Raw genomic sequence first — 26008 nt, 5'->3', positions numbered from 1 at the left:
CGACGTCGTTGCCGATGAGGGGGCCGAGGCCGGTGTCAGCTGAAGGGGACCGCCTCGGCCGGGGCCGTGTGCCAGTTGGTGACGATCGGCTTGTCGACGGTGATGGTGTCGACCGGGAGGGACTCGGGGTTGGGGTCGTCGTCGCCGACGGCGACGATGATGCTGTCGAGTTCCTTGCCGCCGTCGGTGTTGGTGGTCTTCGGGTTGACGCCGGCGTAGGCGGTGGTGTTTCCGCTGAGCTTGATCTGCTCGCCGACGGACTGTTCGGCCGGACCGGCCTCGGTGCCGTCGGAGCCGAAGGCGACGGTCGGCAGGGCGGCGGGCAGGTAGCAGGTGATGCCCGACTTCGCCTTCGCGGAGATCAGGATGTAGCCGCCCCCCTGGGTCTCGGACTTGGCGCTCCAGGAGATGTCGTTGGCGCCGCAGACCTGCTCGACGGGCTCGCGCTTGCCGTTGCCGGTGTCCGCGCCGGAGCCGGAGTCGGAGCCGGAGCCGGAAGCCGACGTGTCCTCGGCTCCCTTGCCCGTTCCGGCGGAGTCCTTGCCGGTGCCCGCGGTCGACGAGCCGTTCGACGAGCCGGTCGACGTGCCGGACGACGTGGCGGACGGGGAAGACTGCGATGCGGCGTCGGCGTCCGTGGCCTTGTCCGTGCCTTGGCATGCCGTCATCAGCATGGCGCCGCCCACGAGGGCTGCGGAGACGAGTATGGCCTTGCGACGGGTGCCGGGCATGAGATCCCCCTGGTCGGTTATCAGTGGTCGTGGTCGTGGTCGTGGTCGAAGCGGTCGGCTTCTCCGCTTGCTTGATCATTATGAGAGGGCTGAGGGCCGAGGGGATCCCGGCGTCTTCGTTCCAGGACAGCGTTGTCACCGGCTGGTGACATGATCACGGCCGCTGGCGGGAGGGAGGGGGGCAGGAGGGGGCGGCCGGCCGTAACTAGTCAGCGTGCATGGGGAGTTCAGTGGAGAGGCCGATGCGGGAGATGTGGGTCTCATCGCCGTTCGTCTCCCCTGCACTGACCATCAGGCGCCAGGGGCCCGGAAGGCGACCTGTCTGCGGGCGGCCTCGTCGATCTCGTCGAGGGTGAGCAGAGGGGTCGCGCGGGTGTGGAGGGCGCCGCTGGCCTTGACGGTGAGGCTGACGGCTGCCATGGAGACGGGGTCGGGGAAGTCGACGATGAGCACGATGTCGTGCTCCCCGAAGGCGAAGTACATGGCCTCGACCTTGCCGCCGAGGCCGGTGACGACCTGGTCGACCGCGGCGCGACGGCCGCTCGCGCCTTCCGTGAGCAGACCCTTGGTGCCGTCGGGCGTGTAGGTGGCCTGGATGAGGAACTTGGGCATGGCGGGGCTTCCTGACCTCGTCGTTCCGGTACGGAGCATGGCCTTCCCGCCGACGCGTCGTCCGCTGCGTGTGGAACGGCAGGATTCACCCGTTGGAAGCCGGGCCCCGGGCCGGCCCCCGCGCCCCCCATGGCGCATGTACTCGGGTCGCTCTGAGTACTTGCGCTCTGGGCGGCTACCCGGTGGACCGAAGACGCTTGGGCCATGCGCCGACGACCGCAAGAACCGCGAAGCCCCGTGTCCCTCCTGCTGACGATCCTCGTGCCGACCGTACTGTCGCTCGCCGGGTGGGCCGTCTGGCTGGGCTGGGATCAGCAGCGTGACGTGCATCCGGACGGCTCGACGACCGGGCCGTACGAGGCGTGGCAGGTGATCGGGCTGGTGCTGACGCTGCTGGTGCCGGTGTGCTGGGCGGCGGCCCGGCGGCATGTCGCGGGGGCCGTGCTCGGCACCACGGGTGGGCTGACCGTCGCGGCCTTCTACGACTGGTCGGACGACGCCAGCGGTCTGTTCATGGTCGGGGTGGTGATGGTCATGGTGGGGAGCCTCGCCGTGACCGCCGGCCTCTCCGCCGTGGTCGGCGCCGTCGTCGCCCCGCGAAACGGCCGACCGGGCTGAGCCCGGCACACACAGCACGACGCCGGGCCCGGACTCCTGACGTGCACACACAGCACGACGCCGGGCCCCGACTCCTGACGTGCGCCGGGCCCGGCGTCGTAGGGGCGGCGGCCGGAGTCATGACGGGAAACCGGCACCGTGTCCCTGAGGGAGAGAGGAAGACGGCTGTCGGGCTTACCGCGACGCCCGTCGGCCCGCCCCCTTGCCCTGGTAACCGCTGATCCTGGCGATCCACGCGATGAAGTCACCCGGGTCCGAGTTGGCCCCGTGGCCCTCGTCCCAGTAGTAGAGGTGGCTGACGTCGTCGCCCAGCCCGTCGGCCGCGGCGGCGAGGTTCGCGGACACCGTGTGGGACGTGTCGGAGTCGTTGGTGCCGAGGCGGATCCACCAGTGCTTGGCGCGGTGCGGGTTGGCCTGCTCGACGAGGAAGGGCGGCCGCGCCGATCTCCTTGAGGTACTTGTCGTAGAGCGGGCTGTCGCCGGACGCGCCGAGCAGGGAGGACAGGGCGCCGCCCGCGCTGGTGCCGGAGGAGACGATGCGGTCGACGCCGCCCGGTATGCGGCCCTTGTTGGACCGTACGTAGCGGACGGCGGCCTTGAGGTCGACGATCGCGGCGGGGGCGACGCCGTAGTACTCGCCGGCGGAGTTCTTGAGGGTACGGCCGCGGGCGCCGGGCTCGACGACGACGTAACCGGCCGCGAGTGCCAGCTTCGGGAGGCTGACCATCTCGCCCTGGGCGGTCACCATGCCGTTGCTGCCGGAGGCGACCTCACCCGAGCCGCCCGCCGAACCGCCAGCCGGCCCGCTGGACGCCGAGGCACTCGGCGACGCGGACCCGCTCGGCGCCCCGCCCCCGGCCCCACCCCCCGGCATCCCGGTCATCCCGCCCCCCCACACCCGTCGCTTCCGCAACGGACGACGGCATGTAACCGCCGACCGCGTTGGCGAACAGGATCGGGGCGTTCGTGGCGTCCACGGCCGTACCGTCGATCTTGACCGGCACGCTGACGTTGAGGCTCTGGTACGTCTCGTCGACCGGCTTGCGGACGTAGGTGATCGCCTTGTAGAAGCGGTATTCCACCTCGTGCTCGGTGCCGTCGGTGTCCGTGATGGTGGTCGTCAGGGTCGAGTAGGCGTCCGTGTCGAAAACGAGAGCATCCGACGACGAGCCCTGCGTGCCGCTCCTCGTGTCGCTCGACGCCTGCGCGGTCAGGCGATACCCCCGACCGCGGCCACCCCAGCGGTGGCCCCGATCCCCATGACAACGCTCCTGCGCTTGATTGCCCTGTGCTTCACGACCGGCTCCTCGGTGGTCTCGGCTTCCGGGTGTGAACCTAACGGGAGTGCGGACAAGATTGCCAACAATTCTGTTGAATCCAGCGAGACTCATCACGGACGCACAGACGATTGTCAGGCTCCTCATATCTGACGTACCGTCAGATCCATGGACGCGATCTGGCTCACAGGTGCGGAATGGCTGGCCGTGCTCCGGACAGGCCTCGGGCTGTGGTGGCTTGAGAGCTGGCGGCACAAGGACAAGAAGAGCTGGTTCGAGGGCGCGGGGATCTCGTGGGCGGCGGACGTGGCGGCCAAGCACCGCTGGAACTCCGTACGCTCCGGCTTCGAGGCCCTCGTGGCGCCGCGGCCGCGGACGATGGCGTACGTCGTCCTGTACGCGGAACTCGCCGTCGGGCTCGGGCTCGTCCTCGGGTTCCTGACGCCGATCGCCCTCGTCGGCGGGCTGCTGCTCAACGTCCTTTACTTCACCCTCATGATCCACGACTGGGGCGAGCAGGGGCAGAACTCGATGATGGCGCTGATCTCGCTGGTCGCGCTGTTCGGGATGTCCTGGCAGTCGTGGTCGGTGGACAGCGCGCTGGGGTTGTTCGGGTGAGCGGCCCGCGCTTCGACCTTCCGGAGGCCGACGCCTTCACGCGTACGTACTGGGACGCGGCGGCCGAAGGGCGGCTGCTGGTGCGCCGCTGCCGGACCTGCGGGCGGGCCCACCACTACCCCCGCGAGTTCTGCCCGAACTGCTGGAGCGAGGACGTCGACTGGGAGCCCGCGACCGGCCGGGCCACCCTCTACACCTGGTCCGTCGTGCACCGCAACGACCTGCCGCCCTTCGGCGAGCGGACGCCCTACGTCGCCGCGGTCGTCGACCTCGCCGAGGGGTCGCGGATGATGACCGAGGTGGTGGAGTGCGGGGATGCCGGGTGGTTGCGGGCCGGGGCGGAGCTGGAGGTCGTCTTCCGGGGCGGGATTCCGGTGTTCCGGGTGCTCGGACCGGGTGGGTGACCGAGGCGGGTTGCCGTGACCGGGTGACCCGGGTCGCCGACCCGGACGTCAACCTGTGGGCCCGCGCCGCCGTGAACTCCTATACCCCCAACACCCGCCTGAGAGTGGGGTCTTGTGTCGGCTTGGTGTCCACAGCGGAAAAGGGTGCACAGCCGCCCCCGGGGCGCGGGATCATGAGGTATGCGCCCGGACGACTGGTACTGCACCCAGGATCTCAGCGGCTTCCTCTCCCACGCCGGTGGCTTCCTGCGCTCACGCCCCGATCTGCACACCGTCGCCCTGACGGTGACCGAGACGCTGCGCACCGGCGGGCTGCGTGCGTACGGCGACGAGGCGCCGGTCTTCGGCGCGCTGGAGGTGGGCGGGCAGGTGCGCGCGGCCTACTTCCGCACCCCGCCCTACCGGCTGAACGTCACACCGCTCACCCCCGCCGAGGCCGAGTCCCTCGCCGCCCACCTGGTCGCCCACGGCCACTCGGTGCCCGGCGTCATAGCGGCCCGGGAGACCGCCGAGGCCTTCTCCGCCGCCTGGCGCCGACTCGCGGGCGGCAGGGCCGTGGTCAGCCAGCGCCAGCGCCTGTACCGGCTCGGCAACCTGACCGTGCCGCAGCCTCTCCCGCGAGGTCGGGCGCGGGTCGCGGGCAAGGAGGACCGGGAGCAACTGACGCGCTGGTACGGCGAGTTCATCGAGGCCGTCGGCGACCACGCCGCCCGTGACGCCGCCGCGTGGGCCGACTCGCGGATCTCCTACGGAGGCGTCACCTTCTGGGAGGGCGAGGACGGCACCCCGCTGGCCATGGCCGGCGTGACCCCGGTGGTCGCCGGCCAGGTCCGGGTGGCCCCCGTCTACACCCCGGCCCCGCTGCGTGGCCGCGGTTACGCGGGCGCCGCCACCGCCCAGGTCAGCCGGGCCGTGCTCAGCTCCGGGGTGCGCGAGGTGCTGCTCTTCACGGACCTCGCCAACCCGACCAGCAACAGCCTCTACCAGCGCATCGGGTACCGGCCGGTGGCCGACTTCACGGCGTACGACTTCCGCGGGACCCGCGGCTTCCCGGGCAGAACCTGACGAAGCGCTAGGACAGGCCCTAGGCCGCCGGCACCTGGAATCGGCCGCCGGGGCGGTGTGATCCGTACGCGCTATTGTGCATCTGCAATCTGTTCGAAGAGTGCTCGCGGGTACGGGGAGAAGTAGGTCTCAGGGTGTCCGATCTGGGGAGGACCATCGCCAACCGGTACCGGCTGGTGGAGCGCGTGGGCCGTGGCGGTATGGGCACCGTGTGGCGGGCCGAGGACGAACTGCTCAACCGGCACGTCGCCCTCAAGAAGCTGCACGTACCGCCCCATCTGCACGACGACGAGGTGCAGCGGCTTTACGAGCGCACTCGTCGCGAGGCCCGCAGCGCGGCCCGGATCACCCACCCCCATGTGATCGTCGTGCACGACGTCGTCGACGACGAGGGCCTGCCGTGCATCGTCATGGAGTACATCCCCTCCGTCACGCTCGGCGACCTCGTGCAGCGGCGGGGTGCGCTGCCGCCGGGTGAGGCGGCCCGGATCGGCCGGGCCATGGCCGCCGCGCTGCGCGCCGCGCACGACGCCGGTGTGCTGCACCGGGACGTCAAGCCCGCCAACGTGCTGCTCGGGGACGACGGCCGGATCGTCCTCACCGACTTCGGGATCGCGGTGGAGTCCGGCACACCGTCCCTGACCAGGACCGGGGAACTGGTCGGCTCGATCCAGTACCTCGCCCCGGAACGCCTGCGCCCCGGGATCGCCGAGCCCGGCCCCGCCTGCGACCTGTGGTCGCTCGGGGCGACGCTGTACGAGGCGGTCGAGGGACGGCCCGCGTTCCGCCGGGACACGGCGATCGAGACGGCGTACGCCATCGCCGCCGACCCGCACGACGCCCCGAGCCGTGCCGGGGACCTGGCCCCGGTGATCGAGGGTCTGCTGGAGAAGGACCCCGAGCGGCGCATGAGCGCGCACCAGGCCGAGCACCTCCTGAGCCGTGCGGCCGACGAGGCGACCGTGCCCCTCGACCCGCCCACACGACAGGAGCGGTCGGGTTCCGCCGTGGCCGCGGCGCCGCGGCGAAGGCGTGGTCGCCGCGCCGCGATGTGGACCGCCGCGGTGCTGGTCGTCGCCGGCGCCGTGACGGGCGGCGTACTGCTGCGGCCCGGGGGCGACGACGCCTCGCGGGGCGGCGGTACGCCCCGGTCGCCGTCCGTGTCCCCGTCCGCGTCCGGTGCCTCCGGATCCTCCGGTACCTCCGGATCCTCCGGCGGCTCCCCGGCGCCGGACGCCTCCCCGTCGCCCGTTCCGGCCGGCTACCACCTGGTGAAGGCCGGCCAGGGCTTCTCCGTGCCCGTGCCGGACGGCTGGACGGCCAAGGACATGCCCAGCGGCGAGGTCGCCTACATCGACCCGTCCGGCCTGGTGGGCCTGCGGGTCGAGGTGGTCGAGTTCGCGGGGTCCGACCCGCTCCAGCACTGGCGGGACACCGAGGAGGAGCAGACGCGCCGCGACAACCCGGGTTACGAGCGGATCAGGATGAGCCGTACGGAGTTCCGGGGCCGGCCCGCCGGGTACTGGGAGTTCACCTTCCAGGGCAGGGCGCGGGAGTACCGCGGGGTCGAGCTGGCCTTCAGCGGTGCCGACAGCACCCAGTACGTCATCTACCTGTCCGCGCCGAACGCGACCTGGAACGAGCACCGGCCGATCTTCGACACCGCCGTCAACGGGATCCACCTGCGCGACTAGGGCCAGAGCAGCTCCTTCGCCCAACCCTCCGCCGTACGCCGGTAGGTGAGCCGTACGTGCCGTCGCCGGGCGTCCCCCTGGAAGAACTCCACTTCGTCGGGGCGCAGGTGGTACAGCGTCCAGGTCGGCACGGGGGCGTCGGGCTCGCGCTGGGCGCGTTCCCAGGCCGACTCGGAGGTCCGTGCCAACTCCTCCAGGGAGCCGAGGACCTGGCTCTGCCGCCCGGTCAGCGCGGCCGCCAGCGCGCCGGTCGAGCGGGCGTGCAGATCGGCCTGTCCCTCCCGGGCCGGGGCCGCCGTCACAGGGCCCCGCACGCGCACCTGTCGGCCCTGGGCAGGCCAGTAGAAGCCGAGGGCCGCGTACGGACGGGCCTTGAGCTGGCGGCCCTTGCGGCTGTCGAGGTGCGTCGCGAAGGACCAGCCGGACGCGTCGGCGCCGTGCAGCATCACGGTCCGTACGTCCGGCAGCCCCTCGGCGTCGGCCGTGGCGAGGGACATGGTGTGCGGTTCCACCTGCCCGGCCGCGACCGCCTGCGCGAACCAGGCGGTGAACAGGGCGAGCGGGCCGGCGGGCGCTGCGGCCGCGTCGAAGTCCGGCAGCTCGGTGACCGCCGGGTCCCACACCCGCAGTGACCTCAGCAGTTCATGAAGATCGGCTTCCTGATGATCCGGCTCGTGGAGATCTCTTTCCATGCCTCGATTGTCACGTGCGCACGCGCCCGGCCCACGCTCAGTCCCTGGCCAGCACCACCGTCCCCGACGAGCAGAACCACCCCCCGGTCGCCGACGCCACCCCCAACCGGGGCAGCCCCCCGTCCCGCCGCCCCCGCACCTGCCGCTCCCCGCCCTCGCCCCGCAGCTGCCGCACCGCCTCCACGAGCAGGAACAGCCCCCGCATCCCGGGATGCTGGGCCGACAGCCCGCCCCCGTCCGTGTTGACCGGCAGTTCCCCGCCCCGCACCAGCAGCCGCCCCTTCTCCACGAACGCCCCGCCCTCGCCCTTCCCGCAGAAGCCGAGGTCCTCCAGCGTCACCAGGGTCATATAGGTGAAGGCGTCGTAGATCTCGGCGAAGTCGATCTCCTCGGGCCGCACCCCGGCCCGCTCGAAGGCGAGCCGTCCGCTGACCGCCGCCGGGCCCGTGGTGAAGTCCGGCCACTCGGACATCGCGGCGTGCGAGACGTGCTCCCCGGTGCCGAGCACCCACACCGGGGCCGTACGGCAGTCCTGTACGACCTCCTCGGCGGCCAGCAGCACCGCCGCGCCGCCGTCGGAGCGGATGCAGCAGTGCAGCTTGGTGAAGGGGTCGGCGATCATCGGCCCGGCGAGGACGTCGTCGACGGTGATCGGGTCGCGGAACATCGCCTCGGGATTGAGGGCCGCGTTGGCCCGGGCCTGCACCGCGACCTGCGCCAACTGCTCGATGGTCGTGCCGTGTTCGATCGTGTGGCGGCGGGCGGCCATGGCGTACTTGGCGATGAGCGTGTGGCCGTAGGGGACCTCGAACTGCAGGGGTCCCCGGGCGCCGAAGGACAGGTTGCCCGTCCGCCGGCCCGCCCTGATGTCGGCGCGGGCGGTGGAGCCGTAGACGAGGAGTACGGCGTTCGCGTGCCCCCGCGCTATCGCGTCCGCCGCGTGGGCCGCCATGACCTCCCAGGTGGCGCCGCCGACGGAGGTGGAGTCGACCCAGGTGGGGCGCAGGCCCAGGTACTCGGCGACCTCGACGGGGGCGAGGGTGCCGAGTCCGGCGGAGGCGAATCCGTCGACCACGCCCCGACCGAGCCCGGCGTCGGCGAGGGCGCGGCGGGCCGCCTGGGCGTGCAGGGCGTACGGGGTGGCGTCGTCCACCCGGCCGCAGTCGGCGAGGGCGACGCCGACCACGGCGACTTTCCGGCTCGCGGGAGTCATGAGAGGGCGGCCTCCAACCTCTGGGCATCTCGTGGCGACCCTCCTAATATGACGGCCCGTCAGATCTGGAGGAAGGGCCTCTGGAGGGAAGAGCCGGAGGAAGAGCCCATGGACGCCAGCCTCACCCCCGAGCAGGACGAGATCCGCCGCACCCTCCGCGAACTGCTCCACAGCCGTTGCGGCCCCCGCGAGCTGCGCGCGGCCGTCGACACCCCCGCCGGGCACGACCCGGCCCTGTGGACCGCCCTCGCCGAACAGCTCGGCCTGCCCGGACTCGCCCTCCCCGAGGCCTACGGCGGCGTCGGCTGCTCGGCGACCGAACTCGCCCTCGCCTGCGAGGAGACGGGACGTTCCCTGGCCCCCTCCCCGCTCCTCGCCACCGCCGTCCTCACCGCACCCCTGATCACCGCCCTCGGCGCCGACCCCCAGCGCACCGCCCTCCTGCCCCGCCTCGCCTCCGGCGCCCTCACCGCCACCCTCGCCGTCCCCGGCCCGTCCCTCGCCACCGCCCTCGCCCTGACCGGCGACAACACCGGCGACTGGGCCGGCGGCGGCCGCGCCGGCGGCGTCCAGGCCCGGCGAGCGGATGGCGGCTGGCGGCTGTACGGGCAGGTCGACCAGGTACTGGACGGCCACAGCGCGGCCCTGCTCCTGGTCGCCGCACACGCCGGAGGCTTCGCCCGGTCTAGGACGCTGCTGTTCCTGGTACCGGGGGACGCGGCGGGCGTCGTACGCACACGTCAGACCACCCTGGACGCCACCCGGCCGCAGGGGCGCATCCAACTCCGCGACGTGGAGGCCGAGTTGCTGGGAGACGAAAGCGCGGACGCACTGCCCGCACTGGCAGCCGTGGGCCAACTGACCGCCGCCGTACTGGCCTGCGAGGCGGTAGGCGCCGCCGACCGCGCACTGGACCGCACGGTGCAGTACGTGAAGCAGCGGGAGCAGTTCGGGCGCCCGATCGGTTCCTTCCAGGCGGTGAAGCACAGGCTGGCGGACGTATACGTGGAGGTCCAGGCAGCAAGATCGGCAGCGTATTACGCAGCCTGGTCCGCAACGCCCCCAAGGGGCGCGGGCGGTGTCGATATGCGGCTCCGCCGCGTGGGCGCGACCAGCCACAACGAGCCCGCAGACGCCAGACGGCATACAGCGGCACTACCAGAGGCGCCCCTCGCCCTGGCCCAGTCGCTGGAAGCGCTCCGCACCGCCTCCGCCGAAGGCATCCAGTTCCACGGCGGCATCGGTTTCACCTGGGAACACGAGGCTCACCTGTACTTCAAGCGGGCCGCCGGCGACGAACTCCTCTTCGGCCCGGTGCACCGGCTGCGCGCACACGCCGCCGACGCGGCCCGACTCTTCGAGACATCCGCGGAGCGGGAGGTGACGGTGTGATCGGCGTACGGGTCGTGCAGAAGGTGTCCTCGACGCGGGCCTTCGCCAAGGTCGCCCCGCACGTCATCCCGGTGCTCGACCGTGCCGTCCACCGGCTCACACGCGGAAGGGCGCTGCTCAGCGCCCAGATGCTGCCCGGCGTGATCCTGACCTCCACCGGCGCCCGCAGCGGACAGCCCCGTCGTACTCCGCTGGCCTGCATGCCCGAGGAGAACGGCCGCAGCTGGATCCTCATCGGCTCCAACTTCGGCCGCCCCGGCCACCCCGCCTGGACCCACAACCTCCTCGCCCATCCCGACGCCGAGGTCAGCTGGAAGGGCCACGACATCCCGGTCACGGCCCGGCTGCTGGAGGGGGAGGAGCGGGCGGCGGCGTGGAAGGCGGCGCTGGCGTTCTGGCCGCCGTACGCGACGTACCAGGCACGGGTGGAGCGGGAGATACGGCTCTTCAGGATCGTCCGCCGGCCGTAGGGCCTGTCTGACAAGCCCTAGGGCGCCCCGCAGGTCACAGCGTCGCCAGGCGCTGGACCAGGAGGAACGCGCCGATTCCCAGCATCGCCGCCCCGGACGTGCGGGCGACCGCGCGGGCGGCTGCCGGGCGGGCGCCTAGGACCGCGCGGGCCGCGAGGCCCACCGTGAGATAGACGGCGGCGCAGCACGCCATGTGGAGCAGGCCGAACACGGCGGTCTGGGCGGGGACCGGCAGATGGCCGCCCTTCGTCACCAGGAACTGCGGCAGCACGGACAGGTAGAGCAGCAGGCCCTTGGGGTTCAGGCCGCTGATCGTGGCACCGCGCAGGAAGGCGCGGGCGGGGCTCGCTGCCACGGTCTCCTCGGCCGCCCCCGGTGTGCCCGGCCGGCGCAGTACGCCCCACCCCAGCCACACCAGATACGCGGCGCCCGCGGCCGTCAGTGCGGTGAGCAGTCCCGGCTCGCTCGCGACCAGCACGGCCAGCCCGGCCGCCGCGAGGACCGTGTGCAGCGCGTATCCGGTGACCAGGCCTGCCACCGCCGTCACCGGGGAGCGGTCGCGCAGCCCGGCGGAGATCGCGTACGCCCAGTCGGCGCCCGGCACGCAGACGAGGAGCAGGTCGATGGCGAGGAAGGAGAGGAGCAGTCCGGAGTCCATGGTGGCGACATTAGGTGGGAATGGCCCGAAAGTGTTGTCGAAGTTTGCCCGTGACCGGCGCTTGTGAGGGAAGATCTGCCTCATGGACGACGTGGACAGAAAGATTCTTGCCGAGCTCCAGCAGGACGGGCGGCTGACCGTGACCGAGCTGGCCGCGCGGGTGCGGCTGAGCGTCTCGCCGTGTCACCGGCGGCTGCGGGAGCTGGAGCGGGCCGGTGCCATCAGCGGTTACCGGGCCGTCGTGGAGCCGGCCGCCGTCGGGCTGAACTTCGAGGCGCTGGTCTTCGTCTCCATGCGCCAGGAGGACCGGGACACGGTCGCCGAGTTCGAGCGGGCGCTCGCGGACATCCCCCATGTGCTGGACGCACAGCGGCTGTTCGGCGAGCCCGACTATCTGCTGCGGGTGGCCACCGCCGACCTCGCCGCCTTCCAGGGGCTGTACGACGAGCGGCTCGCGACCCTGCCGGGGGTGCAGCGCCTCACCTCGACGCTGGTGATGAAGCACGTGGTGCGGGACCGGCCGCTGCCGGCGTAGCGAAACAGGCGGCGGCTCACCCAGCGTGAACCACCGCCTGCCAGACAGGACCCAGGTTGCTCTACTTCGTCGGCTTCTTGCCGGTCACGCCCAGGTGGACCAACAGGGCCAGGTTCGGCTTCAGTTCGGCCTGTTTGACGCCCCAGGTCTGGAAGCCCTTCTGGTGCGAGGCCACCGCCGCGAGCATGGCGACGATCGAACCCGCCATCGCGGCCGGGTTGACGTCCTTGTCGACCTTGCCCTTGGCCTGCAACTGAGTGACCGCCTCGGTCAGGGAGTTGTTCACCGAGTTCAGGATCTTCATACGGATCTTGTAGAAGCGTTTGTCGCCCTCGGACGCGCCGAGGTCGACGACCCGCAGGATCGCGTCGTTCTTGCGCCAGAACTCCAGGAATCCGTCCACGAGTTCCTGCGCGGTCTGCCAGCCCGCCTTGCCGACCCAGCTGCGGCCCTCGACGAGCTCGGTCAACCCGGCTCCCTCGGTGGCCATTTGCTCGGCGATCTCCAGGACGGCGCCCTCGACGTCCGGGAAGTACTGGTAGAAGGTCGCGGGCGAAGTCCCCGCCTTCCGGGCGACATCGATGACTTTGACGTCCCGGTAGGGGGAGGAGCTGAGCATCTCGCTGAGGCAGTCGAGCAGCTTCTGCCGGGTCGCCTGCCCACGCCGGCCGGCCACGCGGCCGTCGACGGTACGCACTTGTCCTGTCATGTCGTCAGCTTACCGAGGCGTGATCGGGGCGCGATTCGGCCGACTGCAAATGGGGTGCCTGAGTATGCGGAGGCTGGTGTGCCTGGTCTGCGCGCCGCACAAGACGCCGTTACTTTTGCCGCATGGCCGAAAACAGGGCATCCACGAACGGAACGGGATACCCGGAGGGTGTTCCGTGCTGGGTCGAAGCACAGCTCCCCGATGTGGCGGCGGGCAAGCGGTTCTACGGTGAGCTCTTCGGGTGGGACTTCGAGGAGGCGTACGACTCCACCGTGTGGGCGCTCCTCGACGGTGACCGCGTCGCCGCGCTCGCCCGCAAGCCGGACGGGCGCCTGCCCACCGTGTGGACGGTGTACTTCGCCACACCGGACGCCCGGGCGCTGGGCGAGCGGATCCGTGCGGCGGGCGGGCAGGTGGTCATCCCGCCCGTGCGCATGGGGGACGGACTCGGTGCCGCCGCGCTGGTCACCGACTCCGAGGGCGCCGTCTTCGCGCTCTGGCAGGCGGACGGCCACCAGGGCTTCGGCCGACGGCACGAGCCCGGCACCTTCGCCTGGGTGCAGCTGTACGCCCGGGAGACCGAGGCGGCCAACGCGTTCTACGGCGAGCTCTTCGCCGACGCCCTGTTCGGGCCGGACGCCAGGCCCGACTTCGGCCGTGCGGCCGTCTCCGAGGTCTTCCCGGCGATGATGCCGCCGCACTTCGTCGTCCACTTCCGGGTGGAGTCCTGCGCGGAGACCCTCGGCACGGTGAACCGGCTCGGCGGGCGCGTACAGGTGCCGCCCTTCGAAACGTCGTACGGCACGGTCGCCGTGGTCACCGACGACCAGGGGGCGTCGTTCGCGGTCCTGGAACGCTGACCGCACTCTTACCTTCGGCGTCCCACTATGCGAACCGGCGCTTCCGCCCTGGGGGTGGCTGTGGTTTTGTCCCAAGACACCCCGTTCCGCCCTCGGGTTCGCAACCACGCCCCGAGACAGGAAGAATCAGGGTGCGTGCCGCCGAGGCGGTGCGGTGGTGAGACGCTGCACGGGGTCGCGTACATATCTGGGTGACGGGGCCCGTACGGGGAGGTGGCAGGCAGAGTGGTGGATCAGCTGACGCAGCACGATCCGCGCAGGATCGGGCCGTTCGAGGTGCTCGGACGGCTGGGTGCCGGCGGCATGGGGCTGGTCTATCTCGCGCGCTCGGCTTCGGGCCGGCGCGTGGCGATCAAGACCGTGCGTACGGAGCTCGCCGAGGACCAGCTGTTCCGCGTCCGCTTCACCCGTGAGGTGGAGGCGGCCCGGGCGGTCTCCGGCTTCTACACGGCCGCGGTCGTCGACGCCGACCCGCGCGCCGCCGTGCCGTGGCTGGCCACCGCGTACGTCCCCGCGCCCTCGCTAGAGGAAATAGTGAACGAGTGCGGGCCGCTCCCGGCCCAGGCGGTGCGCTGGCTCGCGGCGGGTGTGGCCGAGGCCCTCCAGTCGATCCACGGCGCCGGTCTCGTCCACCGCGACCTGAAGCCGTCCAACGTGCTCGTGGTCGAGGACGGCCCCCGCGTCATCGACTTCGGTATCGCGTCCGGCGTTTCGAACACCCGTTTGACGATGACCAACGTCGCGGTCGGTACGCCCGCCTACATGTCGCCGGAGCAGGCGAAGGACTCCCGCAGCGTGACCGGCGCGAGCGATGTCTTCTCGCTCGGCTCGATGCTGGTCTTCGCCGCCACCGGACACCCCCCGTTCCACGGCGCCAACCCGGTCGAGACCGTCTTCATGCTGCTGCGCGAGGGCCCGGACCTCGAAGGCCTCCCGGACGAGCTGCGCCCGCTCATCGAGTCCTGTATGCAGATGGAGGCCACGGGCCGCCCCAACCCGGCCGACCTCCAGGCCCAACTCGCCCCCCACCTCTTCGGCTCCGGCACCGACGACAGCGGTACGGCGTCGGCGTGGCTGCCCGAGCGGGCGGTCGGCCTGATCGAGTCCCGCAGAGGCGGCCGCCCGGCGGTGAAGCCCGCGCCGGCCTCCGGCCGCAGCGGCGGCGGCCGCGCCGCCCCCGCGCCCCTGCCGCCCCCGCCCTCGCACGACCCGGTCGTCCCGGGCCCGCAGCCCTCGCCCGTCCCCGTCGGCGCCCCCGACACCGGCCCGGTCCGGCTGGCCGGCGCCGCCGTCCCCATCGGCCCCGGCCCCCGCGTCGCCGACGCCCGCGCCGCCGCCATGCAGGCACCCCCGCCCGGGGCGGGCCTCGTCGCCTCCTGGTCCAAACCCCGCCCCGGCGTCAACGGCACCGACCCCGCCGTGGGCCCCGCCGTACCCGCGCTGCCGCCCACGCCCCCGGAGCCGGCGGCCGGCTGGCGGCCCTGGCGTTTCCGCATGTCGAACGACGTCTGGGGCACGCCGTCCGTCGCCGACGACCTCGTCTACGTCACCTCCTTCGAGGTGCACGCCCTGGACGTGGCCACCGGCCGCCGCCGCTTCAAGACCCGGGACGTCGCCTGGTCGATGGCGGTCGCGGACGGCCGTATCCACGCCTCCGACGGCCCGACCCTGTTCGCCCTGGACTGCCGAGAGGGCGCGGACCTGTGGCGCCTGCAGACGGACGCCTGGGTGTACTCCCTGAAGGCCGAGCGGGGCACGGTCGTCACCGGCACGCGCGGCGGCGGCGTCCAGGCCTGGGAGGCCTCGAACGGGCAGAAGCTGTGGGAGCTCACCGGGGCGCAGTCCGACTTCGAGTCCCCGGAGGCCGGGCCGGCGCTGTACGACGGCACCGTGTACGTCTGGCAGGACGCCCGGCTGAAGGCCCTGGACGCCCGGACGGGCGAGGAGCGCTGGTCGTACCCGATCGGCGACGCCGCCTCCTGCGGCGGGGTGCCGGTGCGGGTGGCGCAGGCGCACGACGGCTATGTGTACGTCTCGGCCGGGACGCGGGTGCTCGCGCTGGACGTGGTGAGCGGCCTCGTGCGCTGGCACTTCGAGGCCCCGGCGGTCTTCCTGTGCCCGCCGACCTTCGTGCCGGGTCCGGCCGTGACCGGCGGCGGTGTGTACCTCGCCGACTACCTCGGCACGGTCTACGCCCTGGACGCCACCGACGGCCGCGACCGCTGGCGTATCGCCACGGAGTCGCGTTCCTCGATCGAGCCGGTCCTGGTGGCTGCCGGTCATGTCCACGTCGGCAGCGGCAAGGGCCTGTACACGCTGGACGCGGTCACCGGGACGCCGAAGTGGCGCTTCCAGGCGGGCGGCGACATCGTGGGGGCGCCGGCCGTGGCGGAGGGCCGGATCCACTTCGGCTCGACCGACCATCTGCTCTACACCCTGAAGGCCGACGACGGCCGCCTGCGCTGGAAGCTCGCCACGGGCGGGGAGATCACCGGGTCGCCGGTGGTGCGGGACGGGGTCGTGTACGCGTGCAGCAAGGACCGGTGCGTGTACGCGCTGGACGCGGAGAAGGGCACGGGGACGGCGCGCTCCGCTGGGTAGTGCGGGTGGGGCGTGCCGGGTTGGGTGCGTGTTCGGGTGCGGCTCCGTTGTGGCTGGTCGCGCAGTTCCCCGCGCCCCTGCGGGGCGCTCCCCCGTCTCTTCACGGGTCCTGCACTTGGCGCTGCTAACGTGACGTGCTCACGATCAAGTCATCGGTGATGAACCACAATCGGGGGTCGCACGAAATGAAGCTTCGCCATGTCCGCGCTGTCGCCGTTGTAGCCGGCGTGATGATCGCGCTGACGGGGGCCAAGCGCTCCCACGGCGGCAGCTGCGACAACAGCTCGTCCAGCTCCAGCAGTTCGTCGAGCAGTACGGGCGGTACGTCGGGTGACACGTCGGGCGGCAGCACCCACTACGACGACGATGACGACGACTACGGCTCTGGCACCGGCGCAGGTGCCGAGGCCAGCGAGGCCCCGGCCGGCGAAGCGGCCGCCGAGGACGTGAAGATCGACTCGTGCAAGCCCGACGGGAACAAGATGGCCGCCACCGTCCGCGCCACCAACAGCAGCGCGACCACGCAGTACACCTACACGTTCACGGTCACTTTCAAGGACAAGGACGGCAAGCAGTTCCACACCGGTAACTACCTGATCCAGGCCGTCCCCGCGGGCTCCTCCGACACCCTCACCATGCTGGCCGAGGTGCCCGCCGCCGCGGACGGCTTCACGTACAACAGCGGCGCCAAGTGCGAGCTGAGCAACGCGCGGCGCCTCAACGAGTCCTGAACCCCGGGCGGCGGGCGGCGAACAGCTCCGCCTGCCGCCCGCCCGGCAGATTCCCGAGCGCGATCAGGTGCGGCGCCTGCGCGAAGGCGTGGGCGAGCGCGGCCTCCCTGGCCGCCCACAGCGCCCGCACGGTCCCCTGCACGCCCTGCTCCGGATACCTGGCGATGACGGCGGCACAGTCGACCGCGGCTTCCAACGCCCCGCCGGGCTCGGTGAGTTCGGAGACGAGTCCGATCTCATGGGCCCGCCGCGCCGACAGCCTCTCCGCGCTCCCCATGAGCGCGATGCGCGCGGCCTCCCCGTGCGGCATCCGCAGCGCCATCAGCATCGACTCGTACGCGCTGACCATCCCGTAGGTGGTGTGCGGGTCGAAGAAGGTGGCGGTCGGATCGGCGACGACGAAGTCCGCCTCCCCGAGCAGGTAGAAGGCCCCACCGCAGGCCATGCCCCGCACGGCGGCGACGACCGGCTTCCACAGGTCGTTGGACTTCGGCCCGACCAGCAGCAGCGGATCGTCCGTCATGTACGGCGAGTTCGGCTGCGGGACGACGGCCTCCCGGTCCAGCCCCGTGCAGAACGCCCGCTCGCCGGCGCCGGTGAGGACGACGGCCCGTACGGTGTCGTCGAAGCGCAACTCGCGCCATACCGCGACCAGTTCGTCCCGTGTCTCCAGGTCGATGGCGTTGTGCCGGTCGGGCCGGTCGAGGGTGACGACGGCGACGCCGGTGTCCTTGTCGGTGCTGAGGCCGAGGCTCATGGGCGCTCCAGGACCCACTGCGGCAGCCCGGTGCCGCTGAAGACGGCCTGGACTTTCGCGCCGATGCGGATCCGGTCGGCAGGAAGGGAGCCGAGAGGCGCGTCCGGGCCGGTGACGAGGTTGCCGACGAGACGGATGCGCGGGGCGTCGGTGAGTTCGACGACGATGACGTTGTACGGCGCCTGCTCCGCGTAGTCGGGCAGCAGGGGTGGGTGAGGGACCACGTACGACCAGATACGGCCGTGCCCGCCGACCTGGCGCCACTCGCTCGCGAAGGACTGGCAGTGCGGGCAGCAGGGGCGGGGCGGGAAGCGGGGTTCGGCGCAGTCGGCGCAGGTCTGGACGCGGAGTTCGCCCTGGGCGGCGTACTGCCAGAAGGGGGCGCCGTCGGGGTCGGTGACGGGGGTGAGCATCCTTGCATCAACTCCTCAGGAGCAGCGCGGAGGTGGGGACGCCTTCGCCGGCGGTGACGAGACAGGTGGCGGCGCCGGGGACCTGGGCGGTACTCGTGCCGCGGAGCTGCTTGACGCCCTCGTTGATGAGGTTGAAGCCGTGCACGTAGGCCTCGCTGAGGCCGCCGCCCCCGGTGTTGAGGGGCAGCCGCCCGCCGATCTCCAGGGCGCCTTGCTCGGTGAACGCGCCTCCCTCGCCCCGCCCGCAGAATCCGTATCCCTCCAGCGAGAGCGGGATGAGGGCCGTGAACGCGTCGTAGATCTGGGCGACGTCCACATCCTGTGGCGTGAGGTCGGAGTGTTTCCACAGGTGCCGGGCGGCGGTCCAGGCGGGGCCGGTGAGCGGGTCGTCGTTCCAGTAGTTGACCATGCCGTGGTGCTGGGCGGGCAGGCCCTGGGCGGCGGAGTGGACGTAGACGGGGGTGTGGCGGCAGTCGCGGGCGCGTTCGCGGCTGACGACGACGCAGGCCAGGGCGCCGTCGGTCTCCAGGCAGTTGTCGAAGAGGCAGAGGGGCTCGCTGATCCAGCGGGAGGTCATGTACATCTCGCGGGTCAGGGGGCGTTCGTACATCACCGCCGCGGGGTTCTGGTTGGCCCGGTTGCGGCAGGCGAGGGCGACGTTGAAGAGGTGGTCGCGGGTCGCGCCGTACTCGTGCAGGTAGCGGCGGGCGAGCATCGCGATCTCGTCGACAGGGCGCAGCAGGCCGTAGGGCCGGGTCCACTGGGCGGGGGTGGGGAGTTGGGCCGTGGTGTCGCGCCAGGGCCGGGGTCCGCTGCCGCGTTTGCGGGAGCGCCAGGCTACGCCGACCGTGGCCTGCCCGGTGGCGATGGCGGCGGCGAGATGCGCGACCGTGGCGCAGGAACCGCCGCCGCCGTAACCGACCTTGCTGAAGAAGGTCAGGTCGCCGAAGCCGACCGCCTTAGCCAGCTCGACCTCGTCCGTCTCCTCCATGGTGTAGCTGGCGAGGGCGTCGACCTCGCCCGGGGCTATCCCGGCGTCGTCCAGGGCGGCGAGCACGGCACGGCAGGCGAGGGTCTTCTCGTCCTCGGGGAGGTGTCTGGCGAACGGCGTCTGACCTATGCCGACTATGGCGGTCGCGTCCTTGAGTCCGGCCATGTGCACACCTCCGCGTCGCGGACGGGCTGCTGACAGGGCGTCAGGCTACCGCTAATCTGACGGGTAGTCAGCTCATGCGTCCTGGGTTCGGGGAGGCCGATCGTGGAATGGCAGAGCATCCCGGAGCTGGTCCGCCGGGCGGCCGAGCGGTACCCGGACACCGAGGCGGTGGTGGAGGGCCGGACCCGGATCTCCTACGGCGAACTCGGCGCCCGCGTCGAACGCTCGGCGGCGGCCTGCGTCGCGAACGGGATCGAGCCGGGCGACCGGGTCGCCATCTGGGCCCCGAACACGCTCGACTGGATCGTCGCGGCCCTCGGCGCGGTGTCGGCGGGGGCCGTGCTGGTGCCGCTGAACACCCGCTTCAAGGGCACGGAGGCCGCGGACGTGCTGCGCCGCAGCGGGGCCCGGCTGCTCTTCGTGACCGGCACCTTCCTGGGCACCTCGTACGTGGCGTCGTTGCGCAGGGCGGTCGTCCGGGGGCCGGGGCTGCCGCAGCTGGAGCAGGTCGTCGTGCTGTCCGACGACGCCCCGGCGGACTACCGCACCTGGAAGGACTTCCTGGCGAGCGGCGACGGGGTGGGCGAGGCTCAGGTGCGGGCGCGCGCGGGGGCGGTGGAGGGCTCCTGGCCGTCGGACATCGTCTACACGTCCGGTACGACGGGCCGCCCGAAGGGCGCGGTGATCACGCACACGCAGACGCTCCGCGCCTACGAGGTGTGGAGCGACCTGGCCGGACTGCGGCAGGGCGACCGCTATCTGATCGTGAACCCCTTCTTCCACACCTTCGGCTACAAGGCCGGCGTGATCGCCTGTCTGATGCGGGGCGCGACGATGATCCCGCAGCCCGTCTTCAACGTCGGTACGGCCCTGGCGAACATCGCGGCGGAACGGGTGTCGGTGCTGCCGGGCCCGCCGACCCTGCACCAGTCCCTCCTGGACCACCCGGCACGCGACGCCCACGACCTGTCCGCGCTGCGGCTGGTGGTGACCGGCGCCGCGGTGGTGCCGCTCAGGCTGGTGGAACGCCTGCGCGGGGAACTGGGCGTGGAGACGGTCCTGACGGCGTACGGCCTCTCGGAGGCCAGCGGCATCGTCACGATGTGCCGGCGCGGCGACGACCCGTCGGTGATCGCGTCGACGTCCGGCCGGGCGATACCGGGCACGGAGGTCCGCGTCGAGGCCCCGCCCGGCGAGCCCGGCGAGGTCCTGGTCCGCGGCTTCAACGTGATGCGCGGCTACTACGAGGACGCGGCGGCCACGGCGGAGGTCCTGACGGAGGACGGGTGGCTGCGGACGGGGGACGTCGGGGTGCTGGACCGGGACGGCCACCTCCGGATCACCGACCGCATCAAGGACATGTTCGTCGTCGGCGGCTTCAACGCCTACCCGGCGGAGATCGAGCAGACGCTCGGCCTGCATCCCGGCGTCGCGGACGTCGCGGTGATCGGCGTCGCCGACGCGCGGCTGGGAGAGGTCGGCAAGGCGTACGTGGTGCGCCGGCCCGGGGCGGTGCTGACCGGGGACGACCTGATCGCCTGGGCGCGCCGGGAGATGGCGAACTACAAGGTGCCGCGGGTGGTGGAGTTCGTGGGCGAACTGCCGCGCAACGCCAGCGGGAAGGTGGTCAAGGGGGAGCTGCGGGGCGGGTGATCACACACGTCGGCCGCGGCGGCCTCCCCTCCGCGCCGCCGCGGCCGTTCCCCGTGCGATGAGGCTTACTTCGCCGGCTTGAAGGGCTCCGACGTCACGTGGATGTCCTTCGTCTCCAGCGGCTCATCGGTGACGTGGATGTCCCCCTGGGTGGTGGCGCCCCCGTCCGTCGCCTTCTTGTCGGCGGCCGCGGCGTCGACGGGCTCCGCGGTGACGTGGATGTCCTCCGGCTTGACGACCTGCTCGTCACTCATGATCGTTGCACTCCACTGAGTCTTGTACGTCCGTAGGTTGACAAGGCCCGTCCAGTCACTCCCCCGAGGATGGCCGGACGGGCCTTTGGGCCGTTCACCTTAATCCCCCGGGTGTGTGGCCCTTTTCCCCGACCCGTCTGCCCCCCGACGCGACGGATCGACTGCCTCAGAGGATGTATGACGGCGATAAACGAACGATGAACGCCAGGGCCCAGCCCTCTCAGGCGGCCCGCGAGGGAGCCAGCAGTGTCCGCACGGCCTCGGCCTCCGGCGCCCCCAACTCGTCGTAGATGGAGACGGCTTCCTCCCAGCAGACCCGGGCGCGGCCCGTGTGGCCGACGGCGGACAGGGCGGTGCCGAGCACGGTGAGGACGTTGCCGCGCCGCCATTCCCCGCCGATGCCGCGCAGCACGGTCAGGGCCATCTCGGCGTTCGCCGCCGCCTGGGCGTAGCGCCGGGCGGCGATGTCGACCTCCGCCAGGCGGAACAGGGTCATCCCCTCCCACAGCCGCTGGCGGCTGTCGCGGAAGACCTCCAGGGCGTCCTGGAGCTGGCCGGCCGCGGGCCCGAGCTGTCCGCTCTGCGTGAGCGCCATGCCCAGGGCGTAGCGGCCGTTCGCGCCGCGCATGGAGTTGCCCATGGCGTCGTAGATCTCCATGCCCTGCCGGGCGAGGGACACGGCGCTCTGTGTGCGTCCCGTCGCCAGGTGGGCCCGGGAGAGGTTGCACAGGATGGCGGCCTCGCCCGGGCGGTCGTCCAGCGCCCGGAAGTGCCTTATGGCGTGGGTCAGATGATCTTCGCTGTCCGCGTTGCGTCCCTGGTACAGCGCGATGGCCCCGCGGGCGTTGTGGGCCCAGCAGGCGGGCAGCAGGTCGTCGGCCCGGTGGGCGAGGCTGATGACCTGCTCGGCCGCCTCGTCGGCCAGGTCGAACCGGCCGCTGTCGAGGAGCGCGTGCGCCAGCGTCATGAGCGCGCGGGCCTCGACCTGCTCCACGCCGACCCGCCGGGCGGCTTCCAGCAGGGTCCTCGCCGTGGCTTCGTACTCCTTGGAGTTGGCGCCCGACTCCGAGAGGTCGACGGCGGCCCACAGCAGGTCGACGGCGCGCCGCAGGGCCCCCGGGCGCTCGGCGCACTGGCGGGCGAAGGAGAGCAGGCAGTTCGCCTCGGTGTACAGCCAGTCCCGCGCGCCCTTGCGGTCCGCGAACGTCAGCCCCGGATGGGTGGTCTCCGCCAGGTGGTCCACCAGCCGGTCCCCGGGCCGCTCGATCGCGTACACGGCCGCCGCCGTGGCCAGGTAGAAGTCCAGCAGCCGCGACATCGCCGCAACGCGCTCACCCGGCGGCTGCTCGTCCCGCTCCGCGCACGCACGCGCGTAGAGCCGGACCAGGTCGTGGTACCGGTAGCGTCCCGGCGCCGCCGACTCCAGCAGCGAGGTGTCGACGAGGGACTCCAGCAGGTCCTCCGTGTCCTCCGGCGGCAGATCCAGTACGGCGGCAGCGGCGGCCAGTGAGATGTCCGGGCCGTCGGCCAGGCCCAGCAGCCGGAACGCCCGGGCCTGCGCGGGCTCCAGGGCGCCGTAGCCGAGCTCGAAGGTCGCCTTGACGGCCAGGTCGCCGGCCTGCAGCTCGTCGAGCCGGCGCCGCTCGTCGCCCAGCTTGGCGGCGAGGACGGACACGGTCCAGGTGCGGCGCGCCGCCAGCCGGGACGCCGCGATACGGATCGCCAGCGGCAGGAAGCCGCACGCCGCGACCACGTCCAGCGCAGCCTCCCGCTCGGAGGCCACCCGCTCCTCGCCCACGATCTTCGTGAACAGCGACAGCGCCTCGTCCGGGGACATCACGTCCAGGTCGACCAGATGCGCGCCGGCGAGGTCCACCATCCGCACCCGGGACGTCACCAGCGCCGCGCAGCCCTCCATGCCGGGCAGCAGCGGACGTACCTGCGCCGCGTCCTTGGCGTTGTCCAGCAGCACCAGGACCCGGCGGCCGTCCAGCACCGAGCGGTACAGCGCCGCCCGCTCCTCCAGAGAGTCCGGGATCGCCGAGTCGGCCGTGCCGAGGGCGCGCAGGAACGAGCCCAGCACCGTCTCCGGCTCGGCCGCCCGCGGGCCCGCGCCCTGGAGGTCGACGTAGAGCTGCCCGTCGGGGAAGGCCGCGCGCGCCTGGTGCGCGACGTGCACGGCGAGGGTCGTCTTGCCGACGCCGCCGATGCCGGCCAGCGCGGACACCGCCATCACCCGGCCCTCGGCCGTGGCCAGGACCCCGCTGAGCTCGGAGACGAAGGCGGAACGGCCCGTGAAGTCGGGCACGGTCGCCGGGAGCTGGGCGGGCCGTACCGGCACGACCGCCGGTTCGGCGACCGGGGCCGACGGCTGCGCGAGGCCGGGGTCGGCCTGGAGGATCCGCTGCTGCAGCTCCTTCAGGCCCGGGCGCGGGTCCACCCCCAGCTCGTCCGCCAGCAGGCGCCGCGTGTCCGCGTACACCGCCAGCGCCTCCGCCTGCCGGCCGCTGCGGTACAGCGCGAGCATCAGCAGCTCCCGCAGCCGCTCCCGCAGGGGGTGCGCCGCGGTGAGCGCCGTCAGCTCCGAGACCGCCTCCGCGTGGCAGCCCAGCTCCAGGTCCATGTCGAGGCGCGACTCCTGCAACTGCAGCCGCCACTCCTCCAGCCGGACCCGCTGGGCCTCCGCGTACGGGCCCGGGACGCCCGCCAGCACCTCGCCGGTCCACAGCGACAGCGCCTTTTTGAGCACCTCGCACGCATGGCACAGATCCCCGGCGTTCTTCGCCTTCTCCGCCTCCGCCGCGAGCTCCTGGGCGACGGCCAGGTCCAGCGCGCCGTCGTCCAGACCCCGTACGGCATAGCCGCCGGACTCGCTGACCAGGACCCCGGGGTCCAGCACCTTCCGCAGCCGCGAGGCGTACGTCCGCACGGCCGCCAGCGCCTGCGAGGGCGGCTCCTCGCCCCACAGGGCGTCGATCAGCTCCGCCGCGGTCGCCGTGCGGCCCTCGCGCAGCAGCAGGGCCGCGAGCAGGGCGCGCTGCTGGGGGGAGCCGGTGGGGAGCTGCTCCTCGCCGCGCCACGCGCGTACCGGACCGAGCACGCCGAAGCGCAGCGCCGCCGCCGGCTCCGCCGCTGCCGCCGAGAAGCCGTGCCCCCTCTGCTCCGGCACGCGCGGTACCCCGTCCATCCGTCCCCCCTAGGCCCTCTCGTTTGGATCATCACGGCGTCGCGGGCCCTGGCACGCGCATCTGCCGCGTTGTCGTCGGTTGCCGACGCTCCGCGTCGACGCCCTCCTCCGCCTTGCAGCTGCACGCACCAGACCCCGCTCGGGTCGGCCGAGAGAAACCGATCCTCACAGCCGAGCTGATCCAAACGACAGGGCCTGGACCCGTTTCCATCCCCGCCAGTCTGCCTTGTTCCGTTCGATGCGTCAGCTGCGGAGGGGCTGATCACAGGCAGGCGCGCGGGATATCACAAGGTCCTCACGCGGTCTCCGCACAGCGTGGCCGCCGCCGCGTAGCTGACGGGCCGTCAGATCGGCGCTACCGTGGCGGACATGGACACCGAGACCGCGTTTCCGCTGATCATCTCCGTCGACGACCACACGGTCGAGCCGCCCACCGTCTGGCAGGACCGGCTTCCGAAGAAGTACCTCGACACCGGACCGCGCATCGTCCGGGCGCCCCTGAAGGAAATGACCTTCCTCGGCGGCCGCTTCAAGCCCGTCATGGGCCGGCCCGGCGAGGACGGTCCCATCGGCGACTGGTGGGTGTACGAGGACCTGCACCGGCCGATCACCCGCCTCGACACGGCCGTCGGCTACAGCAGGGACGAGATCAAGCTGGAGGTCATCACCTACGAGCAGATGCGCCCGGGCTCGTACGACGTCCCCGCCCGCCTCGCCGACATGGACGTCAACCACGTCCAGTCCGCGCTCTGCTTCCCGACCTTCCCCCGCTTCTGCGGCCAGACCTTCACCGAGGCCGCCGACCACGAGCTGGGCCTGCTGTGCGTCCAGGCCTACAACGACTGGATGGTGGAGGAGTGGTGCGGGCCGGACGCCCGAGGGCGGCTCATCCCCCTCACCCTCATCCCGCTCTGGGACGCCGAGCTGGCCGCCGCCGAGGTCCGGCGCAACGCCGCCCGGGGCGTGCGGGCCGTCGCCTTCTCCGAGATACCCCCGCACCTGGGGCTGCCGTCCGTCCACACCGACGACTGGGACCCCTTCCTCGCCGCCTGCGACGAGACCGGCACGGTCGTCGCCATGCACATCGGATCCAGCAGCCGGATGCCCTCCACCTCCGCCGACGCCCCGCCCGCCGTCGGCTCCACCATCACCTTCGCCAACTGCTGCTTCTCGATGGTCGACTGGCTGATGAGCGGCAAGTTCGAGCGCTTCCCGAACCTCAAGGTCATGTACGCCGAGGGCCAGATCGGCTGGATCCCGTACATCCTGGAACGCGCCGACGTGGTGTGGGAGGAGAACCGGGGCTGGGGCGGGGTCGCCGACAAGGTGCACCGCCCGCCGTCCGAGCTCTTCGCCGACCACGTCTACGGCTGCTTCTTCGACGACGCCTTCGGGCTCAGGAACCTCGACTCGATCGGCCTCGGGAACGTCCTCTACGAGACCGACTACCCCCACTCCGACTCCACCTGGCCGAAGTCCCGCGAGGTCGGCGAGGCGCAGATGGGGCACCTGGAGCCGGACGTCGTGGAACGGATCGTGCGGGGGAACGCGATCGAGCTGCTGGGGCTGACGCCGGACGGGCTGTGGGGGCCGGGAGGCGGCCGTTGATCGTAAACATCCAGTCTTGAACGGAACCCCGACCGCGTACACGCCATCTTCCCCACCGAGGCTCGAAGCACCTCGTACATGACCATTCCGTACATATCAC

General features: G+C 72.1%; 26 protein-coding genes. 13 read left to right on the top strand and 13 right to left on the bottom strand.

The window, feature by feature from the left end:
- Positions 1–35: 35 nt before the first annotated feature.
- Together AQJ67_RS29810 and AQJ67_RS29805 are read right to left on the bottom strand one after the other, a co-directional pair.
- On the bottom strand, positions 36–731 hold the full coding sequence (locus tag AQJ67_RS29810; protein ID WP_062722395.1) for a DUF4232 domain-containing protein: 696 nt from the start codon (positions 729–731) through the stop codon (positions 36–38).
- 291 nt (positions 732–1022) lie between these two features.
- Positions 1023–1343: a GYD domain-containing protein gene (locus AQJ67_RS29805; RefSeq protein ID WP_062722394.1), complete on the bottom strand. Its 321-nt coding sequence runs from the start codon at positions 1341–1343 to the stop codon at positions 1023–1025.
- 204 nt (positions 1344–1547) lie between these two features.
- On the opposite strand from AQJ67_RS29805, the gene AQJ67_RS29800 reads away from it, so the two are divergent.
- Complete coding sequence (locus AQJ67_RS29800; RefSeq protein ID WP_062722393.1) at positions 1548–1961, top strand: hypothetical protein; 414 nt, start codon at positions 1548–1550, stop codon at positions 1959–1961.
- Between the two features lie 244 nt (positions 1962–2205).
- On the opposite strand, the gene AQJ67_RS49635 is transcribed toward AQJ67_RS29800, so the two are convergent.
- Entirely contained in the window at positions 2206–2709 is a 504-nt protein-coding gene (locus AQJ67_RS49635) for an alpha/beta hydrolase family protein (protein WP_244190629.1), read from the bottom strand.
- A 22-nt stretch (positions 2710–2731) separates the two neighbouring features.
- Positions 2732–3043, bottom strand: a complete 312-nt coding sequence (locus AQJ67_RS49630; protein WP_062722392.1) for a hypothetical protein — start codon at positions 3041–3043, stop codon at positions 2732–2734.
- 363 nt (positions 3044–3406) lie between these two features.
- Between AQJ67_RS49630 and AQJ67_RS29790 the strand changes: the two genes are divergently transcribed.
- From AQJ67_RS29790 to AQJ67_RS29775, 4 genes are all read left to right on the top strand, one after another.
- Positions 3407–3856: a DoxX family membrane protein gene (locus AQJ67_RS29790; RefSeq protein WP_062722391.1), complete on the top strand. Its 450-nt coding sequence runs from the start codon at positions 3407–3409 to the stop codon at positions 3854–3856.
- Positions 3853–4260, top strand: coding sequence for a Zn-ribbon domain-containing OB-fold protein (locus tag AQJ67_RS29785; protein WP_062722390.1), 408 nt, complete (start codon positions 3853–3855; stop codon positions 4258–4260). The genes AQJ67_RS29790 and AQJ67_RS29785 overlap by 4 nt, the downstream gene beginning before the upstream one ends.
- 180 nt (positions 4261–4440) lie before the next feature.
- Entirely contained in the window at positions 4441–5325 is an 885-nt protein-coding gene (locus AQJ67_RS29780) for a GNAT family N-acetyltransferase (RefSeq protein ID WP_062722389.1), read from the top strand.
- Between the two features lie 134 nt (positions 5326–5459).
- Positions 5460–7019: a serine/threonine-protein kinase gene (locus AQJ67_RS29775; RefSeq protein WP_062722388.1), complete on the top strand. Its 1560-nt coding sequence runs from the start codon at positions 5460–5462 to the stop codon at positions 7017–7019.
- Here AQJ67_RS29775 and AQJ67_RS29770 read toward each other — a convergent pair.
- Both AQJ67_RS29770 and AQJ67_RS29765 read right to left on the bottom strand, forming a co-directional pair.
- A complete protein-coding gene (locus AQJ67_RS29770; RefSeq protein ID WP_062722387.1) occupies positions 7016–7711 on the bottom strand; it encodes a pyridoxine/pyridoxamine 5'-phosphate oxidase in 696 nt (231 codons plus the stop codon). The two genes, AQJ67_RS29775 and AQJ67_RS29770, sit on opposite strands and share 4 nt — an antisense overlap.
- A gap of 37 nt (positions 7712–7748) precedes the next feature.
- Entirely contained in the window at positions 7749–8924 is a 1176-nt protein-coding gene (locus AQJ67_RS29765; RefSeq protein WP_062722386.1) for a thiolase C-terminal domain-containing protein, read from the bottom strand.
- A gap of 108 nt (positions 8925–9032) precedes the next feature.
- Between AQJ67_RS29765 and AQJ67_RS29760 the strand changes: the two genes are divergently transcribed.
- On the top strand, positions 9033–10316 hold the full coding sequence (locus tag AQJ67_RS29760) for an acyl-CoA dehydrogenase family protein (RefSeq protein ID WP_062722385.1): 1284 nt from the start codon (positions 9033–9035) through the stop codon (positions 10314–10316).
- Positions 10313–10786: a nitroreductase family deazaflavin-dependent oxidoreductase gene (locus tag AQJ67_RS29755; protein WP_062722384.1), complete on the top strand. Its 474-nt coding sequence runs from the start codon at positions 10313–10315 to the stop codon at positions 10784–10786. Before AQJ67_RS29760 ends, AQJ67_RS29755 begins: the two co-directional genes overlap by 4 nt.
- A gap of 34 nt (positions 10787–10820) precedes the next feature.
- On the opposite strand, the gene AQJ67_RS29750 is transcribed toward AQJ67_RS29755, so the two are convergent.
- Positions 10821–11444: a LysE family translocator gene (locus AQJ67_RS29750; protein ID WP_062722383.1), complete on the bottom strand. Its 624-nt coding sequence runs from the start codon at positions 11442–11444 to the stop codon at positions 10821–10823.
- 82 nt (positions 11445–11526) lie between these two features.
- Here AQJ67_RS29750 and AQJ67_RS29745 point away from each other — a divergent pair, with 82 nt between their 5' ends.
- The gene (locus AQJ67_RS29745) at positions 11527–11979 is read left to right on the top strand and encodes an Lrp/AsnC family transcriptional regulator (RefSeq protein ID WP_062722382.1); all 453 of its coding nucleotides are present in this window, start codon (positions 11527–11529) and stop codon (positions 11977–11979) included.
- Between the two features lie 61 nt (positions 11980–12040).
- On the opposite strand, the gene AQJ67_RS29740 is transcribed toward AQJ67_RS29745, so the two are convergent.
- Positions 12041–12688, bottom strand: coding sequence for a TetR family transcriptional regulator (locus tag AQJ67_RS29740; RefSeq protein WP_062722381.1), 648 nt, complete (start codon positions 12686–12688; stop codon positions 12041–12043).
- Between the two features lie 122 nt (positions 12689–12810).
- Between AQJ67_RS29740 and kbpA the strand changes: the two genes are divergently transcribed.
- The 3 genes from kbpA to AQJ67_RS29725 all read left to right on the top strand — a co-directional run bounded on the left by kbpA (position 12811) and on the right by AQJ67_RS29725 (position 16880).
- Positions 12811–13548: an AfsK-binding protein KbpA gene (gene kbpA / locus AQJ67_RS29735; protein WP_062722380.1), complete on the top strand. Its 738-nt coding sequence runs from the start codon at positions 12811–12813 to the stop codon at positions 13546–13548.
- A 225-nt stretch (positions 13549–13773) separates the two neighbouring features.
- The gene (gene afsK / locus AQJ67_RS29730; RefSeq protein WP_062722379.1) at positions 13774–16149 is read left to right on the top strand and encodes a protein serine/threonine kinase AfsK; all 2376 of its coding nucleotides are present in this window, start codon (positions 13774–13776) and stop codon (positions 16147–16149) included.
- 185 nt (positions 16150–16334) lie between these two features.
- On the top strand, positions 16335–16880 hold the full coding sequence (locus AQJ67_RS29725; RefSeq protein WP_159058851.1) for a hypothetical protein: 546 nt from the start codon (positions 16335–16337) through the stop codon (positions 16878–16880).
- On the opposite strand, the gene AQJ67_RS29720 is transcribed toward AQJ67_RS29725, so the two are convergent.
- The 3 genes from AQJ67_RS29720 to AQJ67_RS29710 are packed head-to-tail and all read right to left on the bottom strand — an operon-like array spanning position 16867 to position 19206.
- Entirely contained in the window at positions 16867–17637 is a 771-nt protein-coding gene (locus AQJ67_RS29720) for an enoyl-CoA hydratase/isomerase family protein (RefSeq protein WP_062722377.1), read from the bottom strand. The two genes, AQJ67_RS29725 and AQJ67_RS29720, sit on opposite strands and share 14 nt — an antisense overlap.
- Complete coding sequence (locus AQJ67_RS29715; RefSeq protein WP_062722376.1) at positions 17634–18050, bottom strand: Zn-ribbon domain-containing OB-fold protein; 417 nt, start codon at positions 18048–18050, stop codon at positions 17634–17636. Before AQJ67_RS29715 ends, AQJ67_RS29720 begins: the two co-directional genes overlap by 4 nt.
- Before the next feature lie 7 nt (positions 18051–18057).
- Positions 18058–19206 (bottom strand): lipid-transfer protein, encoded by a 1149-nt coding sequence (locus tag AQJ67_RS29710; protein ID WP_062722375.1) that lies wholly within the window; start codon positions 19204–19206, stop codon positions 18058–18060.
- Positions 19207–19308: 102 nt separating this feature from the next.
- On the opposite strand from AQJ67_RS29710, the gene AQJ67_RS29705 reads away from it, so the two are divergent.
- Positions 19309–20859 carry a FadD3 family acyl-CoA ligase gene (locus AQJ67_RS29705; RefSeq protein WP_062722374.1) on the top strand — a complete coding sequence of 517 codons (1551 nt, stop codon included), beginning with the start codon at positions 19309–19311 and terminating at the stop codon, positions 20857–20859.
- A 65-nt stretch (positions 20860–20924) separates the two neighbouring features.
- On the opposite strand, the gene AQJ67_RS29700 is transcribed toward AQJ67_RS29705, so the two are convergent.
- Together AQJ67_RS29700 and afsR are read right to left on the bottom strand one after the other, a co-directional pair.
- Positions 20925–21113: a hypothetical protein gene (locus AQJ67_RS29700; protein WP_062722373.1), complete on the bottom strand. Its 189-nt coding sequence runs from the start codon at positions 21111–21113 to the stop codon at positions 20925–20927.
- Positions 21114–21333: 220 nt separating this feature from the next.
- Entirely contained in the window at positions 21334–24300 is a 2967-nt protein-coding gene (gene afsR / locus AQJ67_RS29695) for an SARP-family global regulator AfsR (protein ID WP_062722372.1), read from the bottom strand.
- A 369-nt stretch (positions 24301–24669) separates the two neighbouring features.
- On the opposite strand from afsR, the gene AQJ67_RS29690 reads away from it, so the two are divergent.
- Positions 24670–25908 (top strand): amidohydrolase family protein, encoded by a 1239-nt coding sequence (locus AQJ67_RS29690; protein ID WP_208615067.1) that lies wholly within the window; start codon positions 24670–24672, stop codon positions 25906–25908.
- The last annotated feature ends 100 nt before the right edge of the window (positions 25909–26008 follow it).

Source organism: Streptomyces caeruleatus (assembly GCF_001514235.1).
GTDB lineage: Bacteria > Actinomycetota > Actinomycetes > Streptomycetales > Streptomycetaceae > Streptomyces > Streptomyces caeruleatus.
Note: the sequence above shows the minus strand (reverse complement) of the source record. Positions and strands in the feature narration are given on the sequence as shown.

Bases quoted from the DNA above. Each gene is read 5' to 3' on its own strand.
- AQJ67_RS29810 (WP_062722395.1), bottom strand. From the start codon at position 731: ATGCCCGGCACCCGTCGCAAGGCCATACTCGTCTCCGCAGCCCTCGTG.
- AQJ67_RS29805 (WP_062722394.1), bottom strand. From the start codon at position 1,343: ATGCCCAAGTTCCTCATCCAGGCCACCTACACGCCCGACGGCACCAAG.
- AQJ67_RS29800 (WP_062722393.1), top strand. From the start codon at position 1,548: ATGCGCCGACGACCGCAAGAACCGCGAAGCCCCGTGTCCCTCCTGCTG.
- AQJ67_RS49635 (WP_244190629.1), bottom strand. From the start codon at position 2,709: ATGGTGACCGCCCAGGGCGAGATGGTCAGCCTCCCGAAGCTGGCACTC.
- AQJ67_RS29790 (WP_062722391.1), top strand. From the start codon at position 3,407: ATGGACGCGATCTGGCTCACAGGTGCGGAATGGCTGGCCGTGCTCCGG.
- AQJ67_RS29780 (WP_062722389.1), top strand. From the start codon at position 4,441: ATGCGCCCGGACGACTGGTACTGCACCCAGGATCTCAGCGGCTTCCTC.
- AQJ67_RS29770 (WP_062722387.1), bottom strand. From the start codon at position 7,711: ATGGAAAGAGATCTCCACGAGCCGGATCATCAGGAAGCCGATCTTCAT.
- AQJ67_RS29765 (WP_062722386.1), bottom strand. From the start codon at position 8,924: ATGACTCCCGCGAGCCGGAAAGTCGCCGTGGTCGGCGTCGCCCTCGCC.
- AQJ67_RS29760 (WP_062722385.1), top strand. From the start codon at position 9,033: ATGGACGCCAGCCTCACCCCCGAGCAGGACGAGATCCGCCGCACCCTC.
- AQJ67_RS29750 (WP_062722383.1), bottom strand. From the start codon at position 11,444: ATGGACTCCGGACTGCTCCTCTCCTTCCTCGCCATCGACCTGCTCCTC.
- AQJ67_RS29745 (WP_062722382.1), top strand. From the start codon at position 11,527: ATGGACGACGTGGACAGAAAGATTCTTGCCGAGCTCCAGCAGGACGGG.
- AQJ67_RS29740 (WP_062722381.1), bottom strand. From the start codon at position 12,688: ATGACAGGACAAGTGCGTACCGTCGACGGCCGCGTGGCCGGCCGGCGT.
- kbpA (WP_062722380.1), top strand. From the start codon at position 12,811: ATGGCCGAAAACAGGGCATCCACGAACGGAACGGGATACCCGGAGGGT.
- AQJ67_RS29725 (WP_159058851.1), top strand. From the start codon at position 16,335: ATGAAGCTTCGCCATGTCCGCGCTGTCGCCGTTGTAGCCGGCGTGATG.
- AQJ67_RS29720 (WP_062722377.1), bottom strand. From the start codon at position 17,637: ATGAGCCTCGGCCTCAGCACCGACAAGGACACCGGCGTCGCCGTCGTC.
- AQJ67_RS29715 (WP_062722376.1), bottom strand. From the start codon at position 18,050: ATGCTCACCCCCGTCACCGACCCCGACGGCGCCCCCTTCTGGCAGTAC.
- AQJ67_RS29710 (WP_062722375.1), bottom strand. From the start codon at position 19,206: ATGGCCGGACTCAAGGACGCGACCGCCATAGTCGGCATAGGTCAGACG.
- AQJ67_RS29700 (WP_062722373.1), bottom strand. From the start codon at position 21,113: ATGAGTGACGAGCAGGTCGTCAAGCCGGAGGACATCCACGTCACCGCG.
- afsR (WP_062722372.1), bottom strand. From the start codon at position 24,300: ATGGACGGGGTACCGCGCGTGCCGGAGCAGAGGGGGCACGGCTTCTCG.
- AQJ67_RS29690 (WP_208615067.1), top strand. From the start codon at position 24,670: ATGGACACCGAGACCGCGTTTCCGCTGATCATCTCCGTCGACGACCAC.